The following is an 18,361-nucleotide window of genomic DNA, read 5'->3' on the forward strand; positions in this document are numbered from 1 at the left end:
CCGGTTTCATTAGACCACTACAAGTACAGGAGGTGATCCTGACGAGCAGGGCAAGTTTATCGTTTCTATCGAACGGGTCCAAATGAGCTTTGACCTGGCTCAACAGGATGTCGATCACCCATCCGCCATCCCATGCACTACATCCTCAACCAACGCCTTCGCCATCCCACTCAAATAATGAGCCGCACACACCATCGCCTCATCCTCTTCAATCATCACCTGATGAGTCAGCTTGCTCACACACCCCATCAACAAAGCCGCTTGCTCCAGCACAAATTCCACACTGTGCCCTGGCTCAACCCGAAACAGTCGTTCGGTGGTCTTCCCGCTCGGGCCTTCGCCGAAGGTGCCGACGCCTATCGTTTTCACAATTGAAGCACGATCTTCGTTCATCAATACCTCCCAAAGCAGGCAGCCAGCATTGCCCAGGCAACACTGGCGCTCTTCTGAAATTGACCTCAGTGCTTCAACTGAACCTTGCTCAAGGCCACTTCAATCAAGCTTCGGGCGTGTTCAATCTCGTGCATGGTCGCCAAGGTCAGTACCTGCTCAGGCGGTCTGGGATGGAGCAGCACGGTCTGCTGAGCAATAGTCAGCGCGCGGACCAAATATCCAGACGTCTGGACGAGAAGGTCTTCAAGGGATTGGTTGGGATGATGCGGTGGGTCGGGGACGATTTTGAGCATGCGAACCTCTAGAGTCATCGAGGCTGCTACAGACCTGCTGTCAAACAAGTAGGTGGCAGCGGTACGCGGGTTGACAGACCGAGGACTCTAGAAACTCGGCGCACACGAGGTGCCCCACGTACTGCCGCCATAAAGCGTGCACGTGTTCTAGAGATCTGGAGGCCTGTCAAAGCCTGTCGTTAAAGGTCAACGACCGGTCGAGACTAGAGTGAGGCCAATGCCATCGCAATGGTTTACGCGCGGCAAAAGTATGATTGGGAAATGGACTACATGGAATCAGGAAATTCTGAAGATTTCCGCCGTTAAAGTACCGTTCTCGCGACTATTCGTTACAAATCCACGTTCCACGCTGGTGACCCTGCCATCACCCACGCCATCATAGGAGGTCACCGCAACCTGGCCTGTCCAGGCGCTGCGTTTTATACGAAGGGCAACGAAAGCCCTCTTTTTCTGCTGGGGCGATGGATGAAACAAGGGCGAGTGTGGGCGCTGATGTTGATGGTTGCGGTCTTGTCGGGCTGCGCCACGGCGCCGCCGAGGGATCAGAACAATCTGTGCAATATCTACCGCCAGTACCCGGACTGGTACGAAGATTCGCTGAAGATGCAGCAGCAGTTCGGCACGCCGCAACATGTGGCGATGGCGATCATGAAGCAGGAAAGCAGCTTCGTCTCCGATGCGCTGCCGCCCCGCGACTACTTGCTGTGGGTAATTCCGTGGGGGCGGGTGAGTTCGGCCTATGGTTATGCCCAGGCTCAGGACCCGGTCTGGGGTGAGTACAAATCCGGCACCGGCAATGGCGGCTCGCGGGATAACTTCGATGACGCGGTGATGTTCATCGGCTGGTACACCGCCGGCACCCAGCGCCAGTTGGGGATTTCCAAGTGGGATACCTACAACCAGTACCTGGCCTATCACGAAGGGCGCGGCGGTTTTAGTCGTGGGACTTATCGCAGCAAGCCGTGGCTGATGCAGGTGGCGCGCAAGGTAGAGGCGCAGTCGCGGGTCTATGGCGCCCAGCTCAAGGCCTGTCGCCAGGAGCTGGAGGATGATCGCGGTTGGTTCTAGACCGTTCGGCGCAGCAGCGGGCGGGTTTTGATTAGCCCCGCTGCAAGGGCCGCCAGAATCAGGGCAATGGCGATGCCTTCGTTGCGCTCGATGTGGTGGCCGAGCATGAGGATGGAGCCGGCGACGCCGAATATCGGGATCAGCAACGACAGCGGCGCAACGGTCGAAACCGGGTACTCGCGCAGCAACAGGTTCCAGCCCCAGTAGCAGAAGTGCGTCGCCGCGTAGACCTGGAACACCAGCGATAGCAGGGCGATGCCCTCAAGGTGGCTGGCCAGGGCGGTGAACGGCGCGCTGCCATGGTTGAGCCAGGTGAGCAGCAGCAAGGGGATCGGCGGGAAGAGGCTGGCCCACACCACAAAGGCAAACATCTCACGCACTTTCGAGCGTTTGATGATGACGTTGCCAACGCTCCAGCTGAAGGCGCTGACCAGCAATACGCTGTAGCCCGCGGTCGTCGCCTGGCCGGGGCTGCTGGCGATAATGCAGAGCAAGCCGAGGGCGGCGAGTAGCACGCCAACGCACTGGCCAAGGCTCATGCCTTCGCGAAACAGCAGCACGCCCCAGCCCAAGGTGAAGAAGGCACTGAACTGAATCAGCAGGGCAGCGGTGCCGGGTGGCACGCCCAGGCTGATGCCTATGTTGATCAGCGCCCACATTGCCACGCCGAAGATCAAGCCATAGGCGGCCAGCCAGCCCAGGGCCACGGGCGGGCGTTTGATGAACAACACCCAGGGCAGGGCGGCGAGGCTGAAGCGCAGGGCGGTAAGCAACAGCGGGTCGATCTCGGCCAGGGCCAGTTTGCTGATGGGGAAGTTCAGGCCCCAGACGGCGGTCACCAGCACGGCGAGCAGCAAGTGTTTTGGTTGCATGGTGTTGTTATCCACAGGCGGGCAGGGCGCAACTATGCGCAATGCAGGCGGTGGCCCGCTTGCGCTATCGGGTCGCAGGCCGGTAGATTCGGGCCATGATTGAAATCGACCCGTCTGAACACATTCCCCGCGATGCAGTGGTGACCGCCGTTGATTATGCCGATGGCCATCACTTCGCCTTGCATACCCATCAGCGCGGGCAGTTCGCCTATGCGGCCTGTGGGGTGATCACCGTGTTCACCCGCCAGGGCAACTGGGTGGTGCCGCCGCAACGGGCGATCTGGGTGCCGGCGCAGGTACCCCATGAGATGGTCATGAGCGGGCCGGTGACCATGCTCAACACCTACGTCAGCAACGTGGCGGCGGCACGTTTGGCGCTGCCGGGGTTGTGTCAGGTGTTCGATGTGTCGGCGTTTTTGCGCCAGTTGCTGATTCAGGCAGCAGACGTGCCGGCGCTGTATGCGCAAGAACAGCGCGACGGTCATTTGATGGCCTTGCTGCTGCACGAAATCGCCAGCATGGCGCCGCTGTCGCTGAATGCGCCGCTGCCGGATGATCCGCGCCTGGCCCAGGCGTGCCAGCGGCTGTTGCAGCAACCCTCGCTTGAGGTGAGCATCGATGACATGGCCCGGCAGGTGGGCCGGAGCCGGCGTACGTTTACCCGGCTGTTTCGTCAGCAAACCGGTATCAGCTTTGTCGAATGGCGCCAGCAGGCATGCCTGTTGGCAGCGGTAGTGCGCCTGGGCAATGGCGAGCCGATCACCCGGGTGGCGGTGGACCTGGGCTATAGCAGCCCGAGTGCGTTCACCAGCGTGTTTCGCAAGGTGTTAGGGGCGGCGCCAAGTCGGTATTTCAACAAGGATGCGCTATGAATCATGAAGCACAGGTGCAGCAGATTATCTCGACCGATGCGCGCCGCTGGCAGGTGCTTGAGGTGGTCCGGCGCCTGGATCTGCCGGACTGCTGGATCGGTGCCGGATTTGTGCGTAATGCGGTGTGGGATTATTTGCACGGTCGTAGGCCGTCAGCGCTGACCGGGGATGTGGATATCATCTGGTTTGATCCGGCTCGGGCAGACGCTGCCGAAGACCAACGCCTGGAAGCGACGTTGCGCGTGCTGGCTCCCGGCATCGACTGGTCGGTAAAAAACCAGGCGCGCATGCACAGCCGCAACGGCGATGCGCCCTACGGTTCATCCGCCGAAGCGATGTCCTTCTGGTGTGAAACGGCTACCGCCATTGCGGTAAGACGCACTGCTGATGACAGGTGTGAAGTGTCGGCGCCTTTGGGGCTTGATGACTTGTTCGCGCTGCTGCTCAGGCCGAGTCGGCGCTTTGTGGTGGATAAGCGGCAGGTTTATGAGGAGCGGATTGCGGGTAAGGCGTGGTTGAGTAAGTGGCCACGGTTGCGGTGTGTTGGCTGATGTCCTTTTGTGGGGTGGCTGAGTCCCTGCAGAAAGCGAAAACCCGATGAAAGCTGGTGGGATCATTTCTCGCTGGGCTCGTACTCGGGTTTTATAGCTTTCGCGGATAAGCCCATCCATGAAATAGTACTAGTGCCATGGAGAGCCAATCTATGAGTGGGTAATCACCCGATGAATAGTTTTGAATTCTAAGGTAGGTGTATTTTTCATGGTTCACCAGATAGAGGTAGCAACTGCTGAAAAAGACATTGCAGGTCAAGGAGATGAGGAACTTTGTCCAGCCTAGGTCAGCCCCAGTGAAGCGCTTCTTTAATAGAAGTGCTAATGAAATGCCCAGGGTTGCAAACACGAAAAAAGCAGTAATTATCATTTTTAAATTCGTCGCATACTTTCTTGTTTGTTATGGCGTCGTTCATAATTTTAGTGGCTAGTGATACGTTTTCCAGTTTTTTGAATGCGCGTACATAGGCCATTTTCCAGAATCGGAAAGGGTGCAAAGTGAGGCGCGCTTCAGGTGGTGTTGGGCCTCATCTTCGCTTTTCTTTCTTGGGGTAGCTGAATCCATGAAAGAGAAATAGAAGTGGAGCGCACCAGCCAATAAATTGATAGTCTTCGATTATGTCGGGGCGGTATCCGAAATAAACAAAATGATCCTGTTTTGCGATTAAAAGATAGCAAACCCCAAAAAAGGCATTGTAAGCCAAGCAAAACAATAGCTTGGTCCAGCCTAAGGATGGCCCGGAAAAATGTAATTTTAAAAAAATAGAAGACGCAATGCCAATAATTGCAAATCCTATAAATGCTAATGGGATCATTTTTTTATTTCATCATGGATTTGCATTCCTGTGAGTATGTCAGCTATGACTTCGGAACCCAGCGTCCCTGCCCCCATATTTTTATAGCCCCGCTCGAAGTCAGATTTCAGGTAGCGAAATAAGCGCCAGGAGTCTTTCTTGAGTACATGTCTGCCGAAGCCGTAAGCCGATAAACCTAAGTCAATACTGTTGTATGCGATATTTCCTTCGCGATTTTGAAAGCCGGCCGTTTTAGCAAGGGACTGATATCCCTTACGGACCGGACCTTCGGTATCATTGCTTCTTGTAACGAGATTTCGCCCATTTTCATAAATGTTATTTGTTCCATGTGCCATAAGTGGCACTCCAAAAAATACACATAGGGATCCAACACTGGCGTAACAAATACCTCCGCCAGCTACGACCTGAGCGGTGCCAACAGCCACACCGAATCCTTTGAAAAATATCTCCTGCGACTGTTTGAGCAAACTCCGCTGCTCTTCCTGGATTTCTCTAAGCCCTTCCTCAGGGCTCAAGCGTCGCTGCTCGACATCATCGACCACGCGCTTGGCGTAGTACGCCAGCTCGCGGTTGAATTGCATGCGTACACCATCATCCTCAAGGTGGCGGGCACTGATCGCGCAGGCGTAGCTGGTCAGGCGTGCGGCGGCGCTACTGACTTCCCATAGATCGTGTGAGCGCAGTTCAGGTTTTTTCTTCATTCGCTCCATTGCTCGTCCCCCCAAAAGGCATGACCACTGGTGCCTGCCAGGTGATGAGTCCAGAAAATGTCGCGATAGCGGATGGCAAGGTGTTCCTGGGCATCCATGTCGTGCTGGAGAACCGCGTGGGGTACATCGATTCTCAAATCGACGACCATCCCGCCCCTGAGCTCTATGGTGTAGTACTTCTCATGGTGGCCGCTGGAAGAGATTCGAAAGAAGTTGATCAGGCACTTCAGCTCCTCTCGATTGGCCAGCGCCTGAGCCAGTAACGGTGATGCCTTGTCTATGTTTTTGCTGATGACAATCGGGCGGTGGGTGGCGTTCTGGGTGTTGCCGAGGTTGGAAAGGTTATGACTGTACGCCAGCACCATGATCTCGTCGCAATGCCCGGACTGATACTTGTTGCCCATTGAATCTGCGGTGGAACAGCCAGCCGAGATCAGCCCTTGCTGCCTGCCGGTGATGGTCATGTATCCATGATTGGCCATAAGCGTTACTCCCTGTAGTCAGAGAGCGCAGCCTAGATTCGAATAAGTTGATGGGTATGTAGGTCGTTTCCGAAAATTGTCGCTTTGGCCTGAAAGATTTACGCCCAGCCAAACAACTCACAAGCATTACCCGTACTCACCTCAGCCAACCGCTCAACCTCGATCCCCATGATCGCGGCCAGCGCCTGGGCAATCTGCGGCAGGTGCTCCGGGCTGTTGCGCACGCCGGGGAACATCACCGGGGCCATGTCTGGCGCGTCGGTTTCCAGCACCACGCTGTCGAGCGGTAACTGTGGCAGCACCTTGTGCAAGCGCAGCGCCTGCGGCCAGGTCGCGGCGCCGCCGAGGCCGAGTTTGAAGCCGAGCTTGTGGTACTCGCGGGCTTCTTCGACGCTGCCGGCAAAGGCGTGGATGATGCCGCCGCGCTTGAGTTTGTAGCGTTTGAGCGTGGCGATCACCACGGCGTGGCTGCGGCGCACGTGCAGCAGGGCGGGCAGGTTGCAGTCTGCGGCCAGTTGCAGCTGGGCTTCGAACAGCGCTTGCTGGCGTTCGCGGTCGAGTTCGGGCAGGTAGTAATCCAGGCCGAATTCGCCGACTGCGCACAGCTGGCGCTCGCCTTGCAGGCGGGTCAGCCAGTCGCCCAATTCGACAAGGTGCTCGGGGCGGTGCTGGTCTAGGTAGACCGGGTGCAGGCCGAACGCGGCATAAAGTTGCGAGTCGCTGCGCACCAGGTCCCAGACGCGCTGCCAATTATCCTGATGCACCCCCAGCACCACCATGCGCTCGACCCCACCGGCCCGGGCGTTGGCCATTAAGGCCGGGCGGTCGGGGTCGAAGTCTGGAAAGTCCAGGTGGGTGTGGGTGTCGATCAGGCGCATGTTCAGGCCGGGAAGATTCGCTGTTTGAAGGTTCGACCGATGGCGTGCACGCCCGGTTGGTATTGCTTCTGTTCAACGGCGGCGAGGGCCAGCTTGAGCGCGGTTTCAGCGATCAGGCCGTGTTGCTGGGCCATGGCGTTGACCGGCAGCGGCAGGAAGTCGAGCAGCTGGTTGTCACCGAAGGTGCCCAGTTGCAGGCTGCGCGAGTCGGCCGGGCGTGCTTGCAGTACGTCGAACACGCCTTGCAGCAGCACGTAGGAAGTGGTCACCAAGGCGTCGGGCAAGCGGCCGAGGTCTTCGAGCAGCTGGTTCATCAGGCGCTGGCCGCACTCGCGGCTGAAGGCTTCGCCTTGCAGGCGGCTGACGTTACCGCCGAAGCCTTCCAGGGCCTGGTCGAAGCCGCCGGCGCGGGCCTGGCTGACGCTCAGCTCCGGGCGCGCGCCGATCAGGGCGATGTGCGCAGGCTGGGTGGCCAACAGGCTGCGGGTCAGTTGCTGGCTGGCGTTGCGGTCGTCGCTGACGATCGAGCAGAAGTGCGCGGGGTCGAGGCTGCGGTCGATGGCGATGATCGGCATGCCCTTGGCTTGCAGTTCGCGGTAGCTGTCGTCTTCTGGCGGCAGGCAGCTGGCGACGAACAGGGCGTCGCAACGGCGGGCGCGAAACAGCTGCTGCAGCTGGCGCTCGCTGTCGGGCTGGTCGTCGCTGCTGGCGATCAGCAGTTGGTAACCCTGGGCCCGGGCGCGTTGTTCCAGTTGTTTGGCGATACGCGCGTAGCTGGGGTTTTCCAGGTCGGGGAGGATGAAGCCGAGGGTACGCGTGTGCCGGCTGCGCAAACCTGCAGCCTGGGGGTTAGGGGTAAAGCCGTGGGCTTCGACCACCGCCTGCACCCGCTCGACAGTGCTTTTGCTGATGCGTTGCTGTTCGGCCTTGCCATTGATGACGTAGCTGGCGGTGGTGACGGACACACCGGCCAGACGCGCGATATCGCTGAGTTTCACCGCATTTTCCTTGTTATTACCGAGACTGGCTGCAAAGCCTGACCGGGTATTGTCGCCGATCCTGGAAGGATGGCGCAGACGACCATTGTCGCAATTGTCCTACAACATGGGCAATGTTGTTCACAGTTCCTACAGGAGCTGCATGCACTGAACCCTGTGGGAGCCGGCCTTGCCGGCGATGGGCTGCAGAGCAGCCCCCCGCAATACGACAAGCAGGGCTTCATTCATCCCACATTATCGAGTAACGTGCTCGTTAATCTAGATTAAACGTTTCAGCAGGCGATTTACTGCCGATCCCTTCGCCTGGACAGGGCCATTGCAACTGGCCCTTAGCTGAACAATTCACAACAATACCTCAGCACCGCCCTGGTGCTGCAAAGGAGAAGGTCATGCTCGAGCTCACCGTGGAGCAGATATCCATGGGCCAGTCGGCTGTGGATAAGTCGGCGGCGCTGCACCTGTTGGCCGAGCGCCTGGTCAGCGACGGCCTGGTTGCCGAAGGCTATCTGGCCGGCCTGCAAGCCCGTGAAGCGCAAGGCTCGACCTTCCTCGGCCAAGGTATTGCCATCCCCCACGGCACCCCCGCAACCCGCGAGCTGGTGCATGCCACCGGGGTGCGCCTGCTGCAGTTCCCCGAAGGCGTGGATTGGGGCGACGGCCAGATCGTCTACCTGGCCATTGGCATTGCCGCCCGCTCCGATGAGCATCTGCGCCTGCTGCAACTGCTGACCCGCGCCCTGGGCGAGACGGACTTGGCCGAAGCCCTGCGCCGTGCCAGCTCTGCCGAGGCATTGCTGAAGTTGCTGCAAGGCGCGCCGCAAGAGCTGGCGCTGGATGCGCAGATGATCGGCCTGGGCGTGCCCGCCGAAGATTTTGACGAGCTGGTATGGCGCGCCGCGCGCCTGCTGACCCGCGCGCAGTGTGTCGGCGGCGGCTTTGCCGGGGTGTTGCAGCAGCTCGATCCGCTACCGCTGGGCGAGGGCCTGTGGTGGCTGCACAGCGAGCAGGCGGTGCGCCAGCCGGGCCTGGCCTTCGTCACCCCGCAGCAGCCGCTGCGCCACAATGGCCAGCCGGTGCAGGGCCTGTTCTGCCTGGCCAGCCTTGGCGCTGCGCATCAGGCCTTGCTTGAGCGCCTGTGCACGCTGTTGATCGAAGGCCGCGGCCAGGAGCTGTGCCGCGCCACCAACAGCCGCACCGTGCTGGAAGTGCTGGGCGGCGAGCTGCCTGCCGACTGGCCCAGCGCGCGTATCGGCCTGGCCAACGCCCACGGCCTGCATGCGCGGCCGGCCAAGGAGCTGGCGCAACTGGCGAAAAACTTCGATGGCGAGATTCGCCTGCGCCTGGTCGACAGCGGCCAGCCAGCGGTGTCGGCCAAGAGCCTGAGCAAGCTGCTGAGCCTCGGTGCCCGGCGTGGGCAGATGCTGGAAATCATCGCCGAACCCGCCATTGCCGGCGATGCCTTGCCGGCGTTGCTGGCCGCGATTGAAGCGGGCCTGGGCGAGGAGGTCGAGGCGCTGGCGCCGGTGGTCGAGGCGGTCATCGAGGTGATGGCCGAGCCAGAGCTTGTGCCACCGGCAGCGGGCGCGCTGATCCACGGCGTTGCCGCTGCGCCGGGCATTGCCAGCGGCCCGGCGCATATCCAGGTGCTGCGCGAGTTCGACTACCCGCTGCGCGGTGAATCGCTGCCGATTGAACGCCAGCGCCTGCAGCAAGCGCTTAGCAATGTGAACCAGGAGATCGCAGCGCTGACCCAGCGCAGCCCGGCCAAGGCCATCCGCGAGATTTTCGTCACCCACCAGGAGATGCTCGCCGACCCGGACCTTACCGACGAAGTCGACCAGCGCCTGCGCCAGGGCGAAAGCGCCGCCGCTGCATGGATGGCGGTGATCGATGCCGCCGCGCGCCAGCAGGAGTCCTTGCACGATGCGCTGCTTGCCGAACGTGCCGCCGACCTGCGCGATATCGGCCGGCGGGTATTGGCCCAGCTGTGCGGCGAAGCCGACGTGCCGGCGCCGCAGCAACCCTATGTGTTGGTGATGGAAGAGGTCGGCCCCTCCGATGTGGCGCGCCTCGACCCACAACGGGTAGCCGGGATTCTGACCGCTCGGGGCGGCGCCACCGCCCACAGCGCCATCGTCGCTCGTGCCCTGGGTATCCCCGCTGTGGTGGGTGCCGGCGACGCCGTGCTGCTGATTGCCCCGGGTACGCCGCTGCTGCTTGACGGCCAACGCGGGCGCCTGACCGTCGCCCCCGCCGCTGACCAACTCGAACGGGCCCTGGCCGAACGCGACCGCCGCGAGCAACGCCTGCAGGCCGCCAAGGCCCGGCGCCTGGAGCCTGCAATCACCCGCGACGGCCATGCCATCGAGGTGTTCGCCAATATCGGCGAAAGCGCCGGGATCGAAGCGGTGGTTGATCAGGGCGCCGAAGGCGTTGGCCTGCTGCGCACCGAACTGATCTTCATGGCTCACCCGCAAGCCCCCGACGAAGCCGTGCAAGAGGCCGAGTACCGCCGCGTGCTCGATGGCCTTGCTGGCCGGCCGCTGGTGGTGCGCACCCTCGATGTCGGCGGCGACAAACCCTTGCCTTACTGGCCGATCGCCAAGGAAGAAAACCCCTTCCTCGGCGTGCGCGGCATTCGCCTGACCCTGCAACGCCCACAGGTGATGGAAAGCCAGCTGCGCGCCTTGCTGCGCGCTGCTGGCGACCGGCCGCTGCGGATCATGTTCCCGATGGTCGGCCAGCTCGAAGAGTGGCGCCAGGCGCGGGCCATGGTCGAGCGCCTGCGCGAGGAAATCAGCGTCAGCGACCTGCAACTGGGGATCATGATCGAGGTGCCATCGGCCGCCTTGCTGGCGCCGGTGCTGGCCCAGGAAGTGGACTTTTTCAGCGTCGGCACTAACGACCTGACCCAGTACACCCTGGCCATCGACCGCGGCCACCCGAGCCTTTCGGCGCAAGCCGACGGCCTGCACCCGGCGGTGCTGCAACTGATCGACATCACCGTGCGCGCCGCCCATGCCCAGGGCAAGTGGGTCGGCGTGTGCGGCGAGCTGGCGGCCGATCCGCAGGCGGTGGCGCTGCTGCTCGGCCTTGGCGTCGATGAGCTGAGCGTTGCTGCGCGCAGCATCGCCGAGGTGAAAGCCGAAGTACGTGAACTGAACTTTGAACATGCCCAAAAGCTTGCGCGCCAAGCCTTGCTGCAGGGCAGTGCCGGCGCAGTGCGGGCACTGCTGGAGACCCGTTGATGGCCAAGATACTGACCCTGACCCTGAACCCGGCGCTGGACCTTACCGTCCGCCTCGACAGCCTGCTGGCCGGCCAGGTCAACCGCAGCCAGGCGCAGCACAGCCATGCCGCCGGCAAGGGCCTGAACGTTGCCCAGGTACTGGCCGATCTTGGCCATAGCGTGACGGTGGGCGGCTTTCTCGGTCGCGACAACCTGGCGCCGTTCGAGGCCCTGATCGGCCGCCGTGGCTTTGCCGATTGCTTCGTGCGGGTAGCCGGCGAGACCCGCTGCAACATCAAGCTGGTCGAAGCCTGCGGCCAGGTCACCGACATCAACGGCCCCGGCCCGCAGGTCGATGAGCAGGCGCGTCTGGAACTGCTGACCCGCCTGGAGCAGATCGCCCCCGGTCACGATGCGGTGGTGGTGGCCGGCAGCCTGCCGCAGGGCATCAGCCCGCAGTGGTTGCAGATGCTCCTGGCCCGGCTCAAGGCCATGGGCCTGAAAGTGGCTCTGGACACTAGCGGTGAAGCCTTGCGGGCCGGGCTTGCCTGCGGGCCGTGGCTGGTCAAGCCGAACACCGATGAGCTGAGCGAAGTGCTTGGCACTGCGGTGCAGGATGTTGCCCAGCAGCAACAAGCTGCAACCCGGTTGATCGGCCAGGGTGTCGAACATGTGGTGGTGTCCCAGGGCGAGCAGGGCGTCAACTGGTTCCGCCAGGGCAGCGTCCTCAGCGCCGTGCCGCCCAAGGTCACGGTAGCCAGTACCGTCGGCGCCGGCGATTCGCTGCTGGCAGGCATGGTCCATGGCCTGCTGAGCGCCGACACGCCGGCGCAAACCCTGCGCCGGGCCACGGCGATTGCCGCCCAGGCGGTGACCCAGATCGGTTTCGGCATCAACGACCGGGCGCAACTGGCGCAACTGGAAAGCCAGGTGCAGCTGACAGAAGCACAACAAGAGGCTTGCAGATGAACATTGCCATCGTCACCGCCTGCCCCAATGGCCAGGTCTCCAGTGTGCTCAGTGCGCGCCTGCTGGAAGCGGCCGCGCTGCGCCAGGGCTGGAGCACCAGCGTTGAAGTGCACGACCCGCAGCAACCCGAGCGGCAGTTATCGGCGGCGGCGATCGCTGCCGCCGACTGGGTGCTGGTGGTCAACACCGGCCCGCTGGAGCTGCGCCGTTTCGCCGGCAAGCGCCTGTTCCAGAGCACCCCGGCGCAAGCCCTGGCGGATGTCGAAAACTTTCTCCGTGAAGCGGCCGAAAAGGCTGTGGTTTATCAGCCCGAAGCCGAGCCGGTTGCAGCGCCGGTAGAGCGCGGCGCGAAGATCGTCGCGGTCACCGCCTGCCCGACTGGCGTGGCCCATACCTTCATGGCCGCTGAGGCCTTGCAGCAGGCGGCGCAGCAGCTGGGCTACCAGCTCAGCGTCGAGACCCAGGGCTCGGTGGGCGCGCGTAACCCCTTGTCGGCAGCGGCCATTGCCGACGCCGACGTGGTGCTGCTGGCCGCTGATATTGAGGTGCCCACCGCGCGTTTTGCCGGCAAGCGCATCTACCGCTGCGGCACCGGCGTTGCCCTCAAGCAGGCCCAGGCGACACTGAAAAAAGCCCTGGCCGAAGGCCGCGAAGAAGCTGCCGCGCAAGGTGCAAACGCAGCGCCTGCGCGCAGCGAAAAAACCGGGGTGTACAAGCACCTGCTCACCGGCGTGTCGTTCATGCTGCCGATGGTGGTGGCCGGCGGTTTGCTGATCGCGCTGTCGTTCGTGTTCGGTATCGAGGCTTACAAAGAGCCCGGCACCCTGCCTGCGGCATTGATGCAAATTGGCGGTGACGCGGCGTTCAAACTGATGGTGCCGCTGCTGGCCGGTTACATCGCTTATTCGATCGCCGACCGCCCGGGGTTGGCGCCGGGGATGATTGGCGGCTTGCTCGCCAGTACCTTGGGCGCGGGGTTTATCGGCGGGATCGTCGCAGGCTTTCTCGCCGGTTACAGCGCCAAGGCCATCAGCCGCTGGGCGCGCCTGCCCAGCAGCCTTGAGGCGCTCAAGCCGATCCTGATCATCCCGCTGCTGGCCAGCCTGTTCACCGGCCTGGTGATGATTTACGTGGTCGGCAAGCCGGTGGCCGGCATGCTCGAAGGCCTGACCCATTTTCTCGACAGCATGGGCACCACCAACGCGATTCTGCTCGGCGTGCTGCTCGGCGGGATGATGTGCGTCGACCTCGGCGGGCCGATTAACAAGGCGGCCTATGCATTCTCGGTCGGGCTGCTGGCGTCACAGAGTTATGCACCGATGGCCGCGACCATGGCCGCCGGCATGGTGCCGCCGATTGGCCTGGGCATCGCCAGCTTCATCGCCCGGCGCAAGTTCGCCCAGAGCGAGCGCGAAGCCGGCAAGGCGGCGCTGGTGCTGGGCCTGTGCTTTATTTCCGAGGGGGCGATTCCGTTTGCCGCCAAAGACCCGCTGCGGGTGATCCCGGCCAGCGTCGTCGGCGGTGCGCTGACCGGCGCCTTGTCGATGTACTTCGGCTGCAAGCTGATGGCGCCCCATGGCGGCCTGTTCGTCATGCTGATCCCCAATGCGATCAACCATGCCGTGTTGTACTTGCTGGCGATCGTCGCCGGCAGCCTGCTGACGGCAGTGGTGTATGCCGTGCTCAAGCGTGGTGAAGGGGTGGAGCTGACAGTGCAGCCGGCCAAGGCCTGATCAGTTGCGCGGGCGCGGGTACTTCTTGCGCAGGGGGACCAGCAGGTCGCTCAGGCCGTTGTGATCGACCTCGTGCATCAGCGCCAGCAGGGCCCCCAGTTCGCCCTTGGGGAAGCCCTGGCGGGCGAACCAGTTGAGGTAGTGGCCAGGCAGGTCGGCGATCAGCCGGCCCTGGTATTTGCCGTAGGGCATTTCGCGGGTGACCAGCAGGACGAGGGCTTCCGGGTTCATGGCAAGGCTGTTCTTTGAAGAGGTGGGCCAACATACATGCAATCTGCATGAAGGCCAAAGGACAGTTCATGCAGAACGCGTGCAAGTGATAAGTTCATTTAATTTCAAGTTATTGAAAGTTAACGATATTTTTTATGTTCGCCGGCTGGCACGAACCCTGCTCCGATCTATTGCACTTCCCTCATGCAAAGGAGCAACGTCATGACTACCCCCAACAAAGAAGTGGTCTCGGTTCTCAACGAACTGATCGAGTTCAGCAAGGATGGCGAAAAGGGTTTCAAAACCTCTGCCGAGGATGTGAAAAATCCGCAGCTCAAAAGCTACTTCATCCAGCGTGCCGGTGAGTGCGGTAGCGCCGCCGCCGAACTGCAACAGCAAGTGCGCAGCCTCGGTGGCGACCCGGAAACCTCGACCAGCGTCAGCGGTGACCTGCACCGTGGCTGGGTCAACCTGAAGTCGATGCTCACCGGCAAGGATGAAGAAGCGGTGCTCAACGAAGTCGAGCGCGGCGAGGACCACGCCCTGAAAGCCTACAAGGACGCCCTGGAAAAACTGGCTCGCCTCAACACCCTGCCAAGCAGCGAGGTGTACGCCCTGGTTGAACGCCAGTACCACGGTGTGCAGCGCAACCATGACCAGGTCAAGGCCCTGCGCAACCAGGCTCGCGCCAGCTCTTAACGCGCAGCCTCGACCCGGTTGCGGCCGTTGCCCTTGGCACGGTAAAGCGCCTCGTCGGCATCGCCCAGCAAGGTCGCAAGATCTTGCTGGGCGCCTGGCGTGTGGCAACCGATGCCGATACTGACGGTCACCGGCGCTGTGTCAGCGCCAAACGGCGGCAACGCCTCGACGGCTGCGCGAATGCGTTCGGCCAGCAGCAGTGCCCCCGGCAGTTCAGTCTCCGGCAACACCACCAGAAATTCCTCACCCCCATAGCGTGCGGCCAGGTCGGCCGGGCGGCGAATGCTGCTGGCAATCGCTGCGGCCACCTGGCGCAAGGCGGCATCGCCACCCGGGTGGCCATGGCGATCGTTGAAGGCCTTGAAGTGATCGACATCGACCATCAGCACCGCCAGCGGCCGGGCATTGCGCAGGCTTCGTGCCCATTCCTGGCGCAGCACCTGGTCGAGGCGCCGGCGGTTGGCAAGGCCGGTCAGGCTGTCGGTGGCGGCCAGCGCCGCCAGGCCTTGTTCGGCGCTCTGTCGGCGGCGTAATTCGCGACCCAATAGCAGGGTCAGCCAGAGAATGCCGATGCACAGCACGCCGGTGGCGACGCTGACCAGCACGGCGGTGCGCCGCCACGACTCGAAGACTTCGTCGGCGGAGTGGGCGACGATGACGATCAGCGGCAAGTCGCCAACCCGGGCGAAGGTAAACAGCCGTTCTTTGCCGGTGCGGGTGGAAACCCCGGCAAAGGTGCCGCTGACATCGGCGCGCATGCGCTGGAAGTTCGGTCGGTCGCTGTAGTTCTGGCCGATTTTCGGCTCGTCCGGGCTGCCCGGCTGGCGTACCAGCAGGGCGCCGTCGGTGTTCATCAGGTTGATGCTGCTGTCGGTGCCGATGTCCAGGCGCTGGAACAGCGTGCTGAAGTACGACAGGCGCAAGGCCCCGGCAGCCACGCCGAGAAACTCGCCGTGGGGCCCGGAGATGCGCCGGCTGAAGCTGATGCACCAGTCCAGGTCGCCCAGCCGTGCCTTGAACGGCTGGCCGATGACCAGGCCCAGGTCGGGGTTGTCGCGATGCTGCTGGAAGTCCTTGCTGTCGGCGAAATTGGCCTGGCGCGGGATGCTGCTGGTGGAGTCTGCAACCACGTCGCCCTTGGCATCGAGCCAGAGGATATCGCCACGTACCGGTGCGGTAACGGCCTGGTTGAAGAGAATCTGCTGGCGCAGCTCGACCGGCACGGCGAGCAGTTCCGGGCGCTGCACGGCCCAGATCAGGCCTTGCAGGGAAAGGTCATAGAGTTCGACATTGCGCACGATGTCGCTTTCGATCAGCTGCACTATGTTGCTGGCCGAGCGTGCGGCGGCCTGTTCGACGCTGCTGCGTTCGCGCATCAACAGGAAGGTGACGATGGCGACGATGGCGAGCACCGCGAGGCAACTGCCCAGGTTGAGGATCAGCTCCGGATGAGACTTGTACAGGGCGGATCGCTGGGATCGGGTGGGCAACGTCATGGTCACTGATGCCGAAGACCGTCTGGAAAGTGCGGTATTACTGCGCGGCGGCCGTATTCTAGGGGCGCGCGGATTGTCGGACAAGGATTTAATGGTGACATTCTGACGAATGTGGGAGCGGGCTTGCCCCGCGATTGCAACGGGTCAGACCCATCGCATCGCGAGTCAAGCTCGCGCCTACAGGTTCGATCAGAAAATGTTCAGCGGGTAGTCAACGATCACCCGGTACTCGTCGACATCGTTGTCGATGTGCGAGTAGCCCTGGGTGCCACGGTGCGAGGCCCAGCGCAGCAGTACCGAGAGGTCCTTGAGCTGGCCTTGCTGGAACACGTACTGCAGGTCGACGTCACGTTCCCAGTGCTGGGCATTCTCGCCGTCGGCGTTGTACCAGTGACCGTAGCCGACGCTGTTGGGGTCGACCTTGCTCATGTCCAGCTCACCGCGCGAGTAGGACACAATCGAGGTCAGGCCGGGGATGCCGGCACCGGCGAAGTCGTAGGCGTACTTGAGCTTCCACGAGCGCTCGTTGGGGCCGTTGAAGTCCGAGTAGATCTGCGAGTTGTCGAGAAAGACGCTGTCGCCCTGGTTGATGTAGTCGAACGGGGTGTTGCCGTTGACCCGCTGGTACACCGCGGTGAGGCTGTTGTAGCCGACGTTGACGGTGAAATGCAGGCTGTAGGTGTTGTTGTCGATATGCCCGAGCAGCGCCTGGCCGGTGTCCTGGGTGTGGTAGAAATGTAGGCCGGGGTTGAGGCTGACCAGCTCGTTGAGTTGCCAGGTGTAGTCCAGATCGAAGTAGTACTGGTTCCAGATGTCTTTGAGCTCGGCGGCATACAGGCTCGAGGTCAGGTTCGGTACGCCGCTCCAGGCCACCCCGGCCCAGTTCAGGTGGCGGCTGTCGCGCTCGTCCTGCAACTTGCCGTAGAAGGTGTCGATGCGCCGATGGCCGCTCTGGTTGTAGGGCTTGGTGAAGCTGGCCTGGCCGGCTTCGAGCATCACCCCGTCAAAGCTGTTGTTGGTGACGCTGACGCCACGGAAGGTCTGCGGCAGCATGCGCGACTCACCGCCGGCGATCACCGGGTTGGTGAGGAACAGGTCGCCGGCCTTGAGCTCGGTGTCGAAGGCTTTCATCTTCAGCGCAGCGCCGGCAGTGGAGAACGAATCGTGGGCCTTGCCCGGTTCGCCATCGCCCTTGGTGTTGATCGGCAAAATACTCGAGCCGGAGGTACCGCCACCGCCGTCGAGTTTCAGCCCGAGCATGGCGTGGGCATCGAGGCCGAAACCGACTGTACCCGGGGTGTAGCCCGACTCGAACTTGCCGAGAAAACCCTGGCCCCATTCGCGGTTGTCACGCACGCCTGGCAGCAGCTGGTTGCGGTTCAGGTAGTAGTTGCGAGCGTGCACATTGAGGCTCGACCCTTCGATAAAGCCTTCGGCCTTTTCCTCGTCGGCCTGGGCGCTGCAGGGCATCGTTGCAGCCAATGCAACGAACAGTGGGGTGAAGCGTAAAGCAGTGTTCACCGGTGTGGACTCCTTGGGGTGAATGTACGGCAGTTTTTATTGTGTGAAAGACGGTCTTGTTATGAACAAACGAGCCAGCGCGCTGGCATTTTTCGACACACGAAAAAAAGCCGCTGATCGGCAGCGGCTTTGAAAGACAACCGCACAGGCGCTCAAGTCACCTGTACGGCCATCGAGGGAGTCGAAGGAGTGGAGCGTGTCGCTATCAGCTATCGGAAGCGTCACTCGTTTGAGCCTTGGAAGCGGTCTGTTCCAGGCCTTTGGCCTGCTCGGAACGTTGCGCGGCGAAGGCTTCCTGAACGACGGCGGCGCGCTCGGCATTACGGGCAACAAAGGCCGGGGATTCTTCAGCCATGGCCAGTGGCGACAGCAACAGGGACGACAGGACGAATACGCTGGCAACACCCATACTGTTGGACATTTGCAACAACCTTCTTGCTTGGCAAGTGTGGATTAGGTTTGACTAAATTAGTCGGAAATGGGTGATAGAAACAGTTACTTTTAGGATAAGCACTGTTGCGTCAAAGGTAATAGTCATCGCGGGTCAAGCCCGCTCCCACAATGGATCTGTG

General features: G+C 61.8%; 18 protein-coding genes. 7 read left to right on the plus strand and 11 right to left on the minus strand.

What is annotated here, in order from left to right:
- Positions 1-114: 114 nt before the first annotated feature.
- Both UB48_RS11695 and UB48_RS11700 read right to left on the minus strand, forming a co-directional pair.
- Entirely contained in the window at positions 115-393 is a 279-nt protein-coding gene (locus UB48_RS11695) for a DUF3077 domain-containing protein (protein ID WP_045197123.1), read from the minus strand.
- Between the two features lie 65 nt (positions 394-458).
- Entirely contained in the window at positions 459-686 is a 228-nt protein-coding gene (locus UB48_RS11700) for a hypothetical protein (RefSeq protein WP_045197124.1), read from the minus strand.
- Between the two features lie 465 nt (positions 687-1,151).
- Here UB48_RS11700 and UB48_RS11705 point away from each other — a divergent pair, with 465 nt between their 5' ends.
- Positions 1,152-1,754, plus strand: coding sequence for a hypothetical protein (locus UB48_RS11705; protein WP_045197126.1), 603 nt, complete (start codon positions 1,152-1,154; stop codon positions 1,752-1,754).
- On the opposite strand, the gene UB48_RS11710 is transcribed toward UB48_RS11705, so the two are convergent.
- Complete coding sequence (locus UB48_RS11710; protein WP_045197127.1) at positions 1,751-2,626, minus strand: EamA family transporter; 876 nt, start codon at positions 2,624-2,626, stop codon at positions 1,751-1,753. The two genes, UB48_RS11705 and UB48_RS11710, sit on opposite strands and share 4 nt — an antisense overlap.
- A gap of 95 nt (positions 2,627-2,721) precedes the next feature.
- On the opposite strand from UB48_RS11710, the gene UB48_RS11715 reads away from it, so the two are divergent.
- Together UB48_RS11715 and UB48_RS11720 are read left to right on the plus strand one after the other, a co-directional pair.
- Positions 2,722-3,498: a helix-turn-helix domain-containing protein gene (locus UB48_RS11715; protein ID WP_045197129.1), complete on the plus strand. Its 777-nt coding sequence runs from the start codon at positions 2,722-2,724 to the stop codon at positions 3,496-3,498.
- A complete protein-coding gene (locus UB48_RS11720; RefSeq protein WP_045197131.1) occupies positions 3,495-4,049 on the plus strand; it encodes a nucleotidyltransferase family protein in 555 nt (184 codons plus the stop codon). Before UB48_RS11715 ends, UB48_RS11720 begins: the two co-directional genes overlap by 4 nt.
- Positions 4,050-4,860: 811 nt before the next feature.
- Here UB48_RS11720 and UB48_RS11725 read toward each other — a convergent pair.
- From UB48_RS11725 to cra, 4 genes are all read right to left on the minus strand, one after another.
- Positions 4,861-5,574: a DUF4225 domain-containing protein gene (locus tag UB48_RS11725; RefSeq protein ID WP_045197133.1), complete on the minus strand. Its 714-nt coding sequence runs from the start codon at positions 5,572-5,574 to the stop codon at positions 4,861-4,863.
- Positions 5,562-6,056 (minus strand): Hcp family type VI secretion system effector, encoded by a 495-nt coding sequence (locus UB48_RS11730; RefSeq protein ID WP_045197134.1) that lies wholly within the window; start codon positions 6,054-6,056, stop codon positions 5,562-5,564. The genes UB48_RS11725 and UB48_RS11730 overlap by 13 nt, the downstream gene beginning before the upstream one ends.
- A gap of 98 nt (positions 6,057-6,154) precedes the next feature.
- Positions 6,155-6,934 carry a TatD family hydrolase gene (locus UB48_RS11735; RefSeq protein ID WP_045197135.1) on the minus strand — a complete coding sequence of 260 codons (780 nt, stop codon included), beginning with the start codon at positions 6,932-6,934 and terminating at the stop codon, positions 6,155-6,157.
- Between the two features lie 2 nt (positions 6,935-6,936).
- Positions 6,937-7,932, minus strand: a complete 996-nt coding sequence (cra, locus tag UB48_RS11740) for a catabolite repressor/activator (protein WP_045197136.1) — start codon at positions 7,930-7,932, stop codon at positions 6,937-6,939.
- A 389-nt stretch (positions 7,933-8,321) separates the two neighbouring features.
- On the opposite strand from cra, the gene ptsP reads away from it, so the two are divergent.
- From ptsP to UB48_RS11755, 3 genes are read left to right on the plus strand one after another with little or no spacing between them, the layout of a single operon-like run.
- Positions 8,322-11,180 carry a phosphoenolpyruvate--protein phosphotransferase gene (gene ptsP, locus UB48_RS11745; RefSeq protein ID WP_045197137.1) on the plus strand — a complete coding sequence of 953 codons (2,859 nt, stop codon included), beginning with the start codon at positions 8,322-8,324 and terminating at the stop codon, positions 11,178-11,180.
- Positions 11,180-12,130 (plus strand): 1-phosphofructokinase, encoded by a 951-nt coding sequence (pfkB, locus tag UB48_RS11750; protein WP_045197139.1) that lies wholly within the window; start codon positions 11,180-11,182, stop codon positions 12,128-12,130. The genes ptsP and pfkB overlap by 1 nt, the downstream gene beginning before the upstream one ends.
- Positions 12,127-13,863, plus strand: a complete 1,737-nt coding sequence (locus UB48_RS11755; protein WP_045197141.1) for a PTS fructose-like transporter subunit IIB — start codon at positions 12,127-12,129, stop codon at positions 13,861-13,863. The genes pfkB and UB48_RS11755 overlap by 4 nt, the downstream gene beginning before the upstream one ends.
- On the opposite strand, the gene UB48_RS11760 is transcribed toward UB48_RS11755, so the two are convergent.
- Entirely contained in the window at positions 13,864-14,094 is a 231-nt protein-coding gene (locus tag UB48_RS11760) for a DUF3820 family protein (protein ID WP_045197143.1), read from the minus strand.
- Positions 14,095-14,295: 201 nt separating this feature from the next.
- Here UB48_RS11760 and UB48_RS11765 point away from each other — a divergent pair, with 201 nt between their 5' ends.
- Positions 14,296-14,772 (plus strand): PA2169 family four-helix-bundle protein, encoded by a 477-nt coding sequence (locus UB48_RS11765; RefSeq protein ID WP_045197145.1) that lies wholly within the window; start codon positions 14,296-14,298, stop codon positions 14,770-14,772.
- Here the strand turns inward: UB48_RS11765 and UB48_RS11770 are convergent.
- From UB48_RS11770 to UB48_RS11780, 3 genes are all read right to left on the minus strand, one after another.
- A complete protein-coding gene (locus tag UB48_RS11770; RefSeq protein ID WP_045197872.1) occupies positions 14,769-16,262 on the minus strand; it encodes a sensor domain-containing diguanylate cyclase in 1,494 nt (497 codons plus the stop codon). The genes UB48_RS11765 and UB48_RS11770 overlap by 4 nt on opposite strands.
- Positions 16,263-16,457: 195 nt before the next feature.
- Positions 16,458-17,789: an OprD family porin gene (locus tag UB48_RS11775; protein WP_156160193.1), complete on the minus strand. Its 1,332-nt coding sequence runs from the start codon at positions 17,787-17,789 to the stop codon at positions 16,458-16,460.
- Between the two features lie 205 nt (positions 17,790-17,994).
- A complete protein-coding gene (locus UB48_RS11780) occupies positions 17,995-18,210 on the minus strand; it encodes a hypothetical protein (protein WP_045197146.1) in 216 nt (71 codons plus the stop codon).
- Positions 18,211-18,361: the final 151 nt, after the last annotated feature.

It is taken from the genome of Pseudomonas sp. 2(2015), from assembly GCF_000955865.1.
In the GTDB taxonomy this organism is placed as follows: Bacteria; Pseudomonadota; Gammaproteobacteria; order Pseudomonadales; family Pseudomonadaceae; genus Aquipseudomonas.

Bases quoted from the DNA above. Each gene is read 5' to 3' on its own strand.
- UB48_RS11760 (WP_045197143.1), bottom strand. From the start codon at position 14,094: ATGAACCCGGAAGCCCTCGTCCTGCTGGTCACCCGCGAAATGCCCTAC.
- UB48_RS11700 (WP_045197124.1), bottom strand. From the start codon at position 686: ATGCTCAAAATCGTCCCCGACCCACCGCATCATCCCAACCAATCCCTT.
- UB48_RS11710 (WP_045197127.1), bottom strand. From the start codon at position 2,626: ATGCAACCAAAACACTTGCTGCTCGCCGTGCTGGTGACCGCCGTCTGG.
- UB48_RS11735 (WP_045197135.1), bottom strand. From the start codon at position 6,934: ATGCGCCTGATCGACACCCACACCCACCTGGACTTTCCAGACTTCGAC.
- UB48_RS11755 (WP_045197141.1), top strand. From the start codon at position 12,127: ATGAACATTGCCATCGTCACCGCCTGCCCCAATGGCCAGGTCTCCAGT.
- ptsP (WP_045197137.1), top strand. From the start codon at position 8,322: ATGCTCGAGCTCACCGTGGAGCAGATATCCATGGGCCAGTCGGCTGTG.
- UB48_RS11765 (WP_045197145.1), top strand. From the start codon at position 14,296: ATGACTACCCCCAACAAAGAAGTGGTCTCGGTTCTCAACGAACTGATC.
- UB48_RS11705 (WP_045197126.1), top strand. From the start codon at position 1,152: ATGAAACAAGGGCGAGTGTGGGCGCTGATGTTGATGGTTGCGGTCTTG.
- UB48_RS11715 (WP_045197129.1), top strand. From the start codon at position 2,722: ATGATTGAAATCGACCCGTCTGAACACATTCCCCGCGATGCAGTGGTG.
- UB48_RS11720 (WP_045197131.1), top strand. From the start codon at position 3,495: ATGAATCATGAAGCACAGGTGCAGCAGATTATCTCGACCGATGCGCGC.
- UB48_RS11695 (WP_045197123.1), bottom strand. From the start codon at position 393: ATGAACGAAGATCGTGCTTCAATTGTGAAAACGATAGGCGTCGGCACC.
- pfkB (WP_045197139.1), top strand. From the start codon at position 11,180: ATGGCCAAGATACTGACCCTGACCCTGAACCCGGCGCTGGACCTTACC.
- UB48_RS11780 (WP_045197146.1), bottom strand. From the start codon at position 18,210: ATGTCCAACAGTATGGGTGTTGCCAGCGTATTCGTCCTGTCGTCCCTG.
- UB48_RS11725 (WP_045197133.1), bottom strand. From the start codon at position 5,574: ATGGAGCGAATGAAGAAAAAACCTGAACTGCGCTCACACGATCTATGG.
- UB48_RS11730 (WP_045197134.1), bottom strand. From the start codon at position 6,056: ATGGCCAATCATGGATACATGACCATCACCGGCAGGCAGCAAGGGCTG.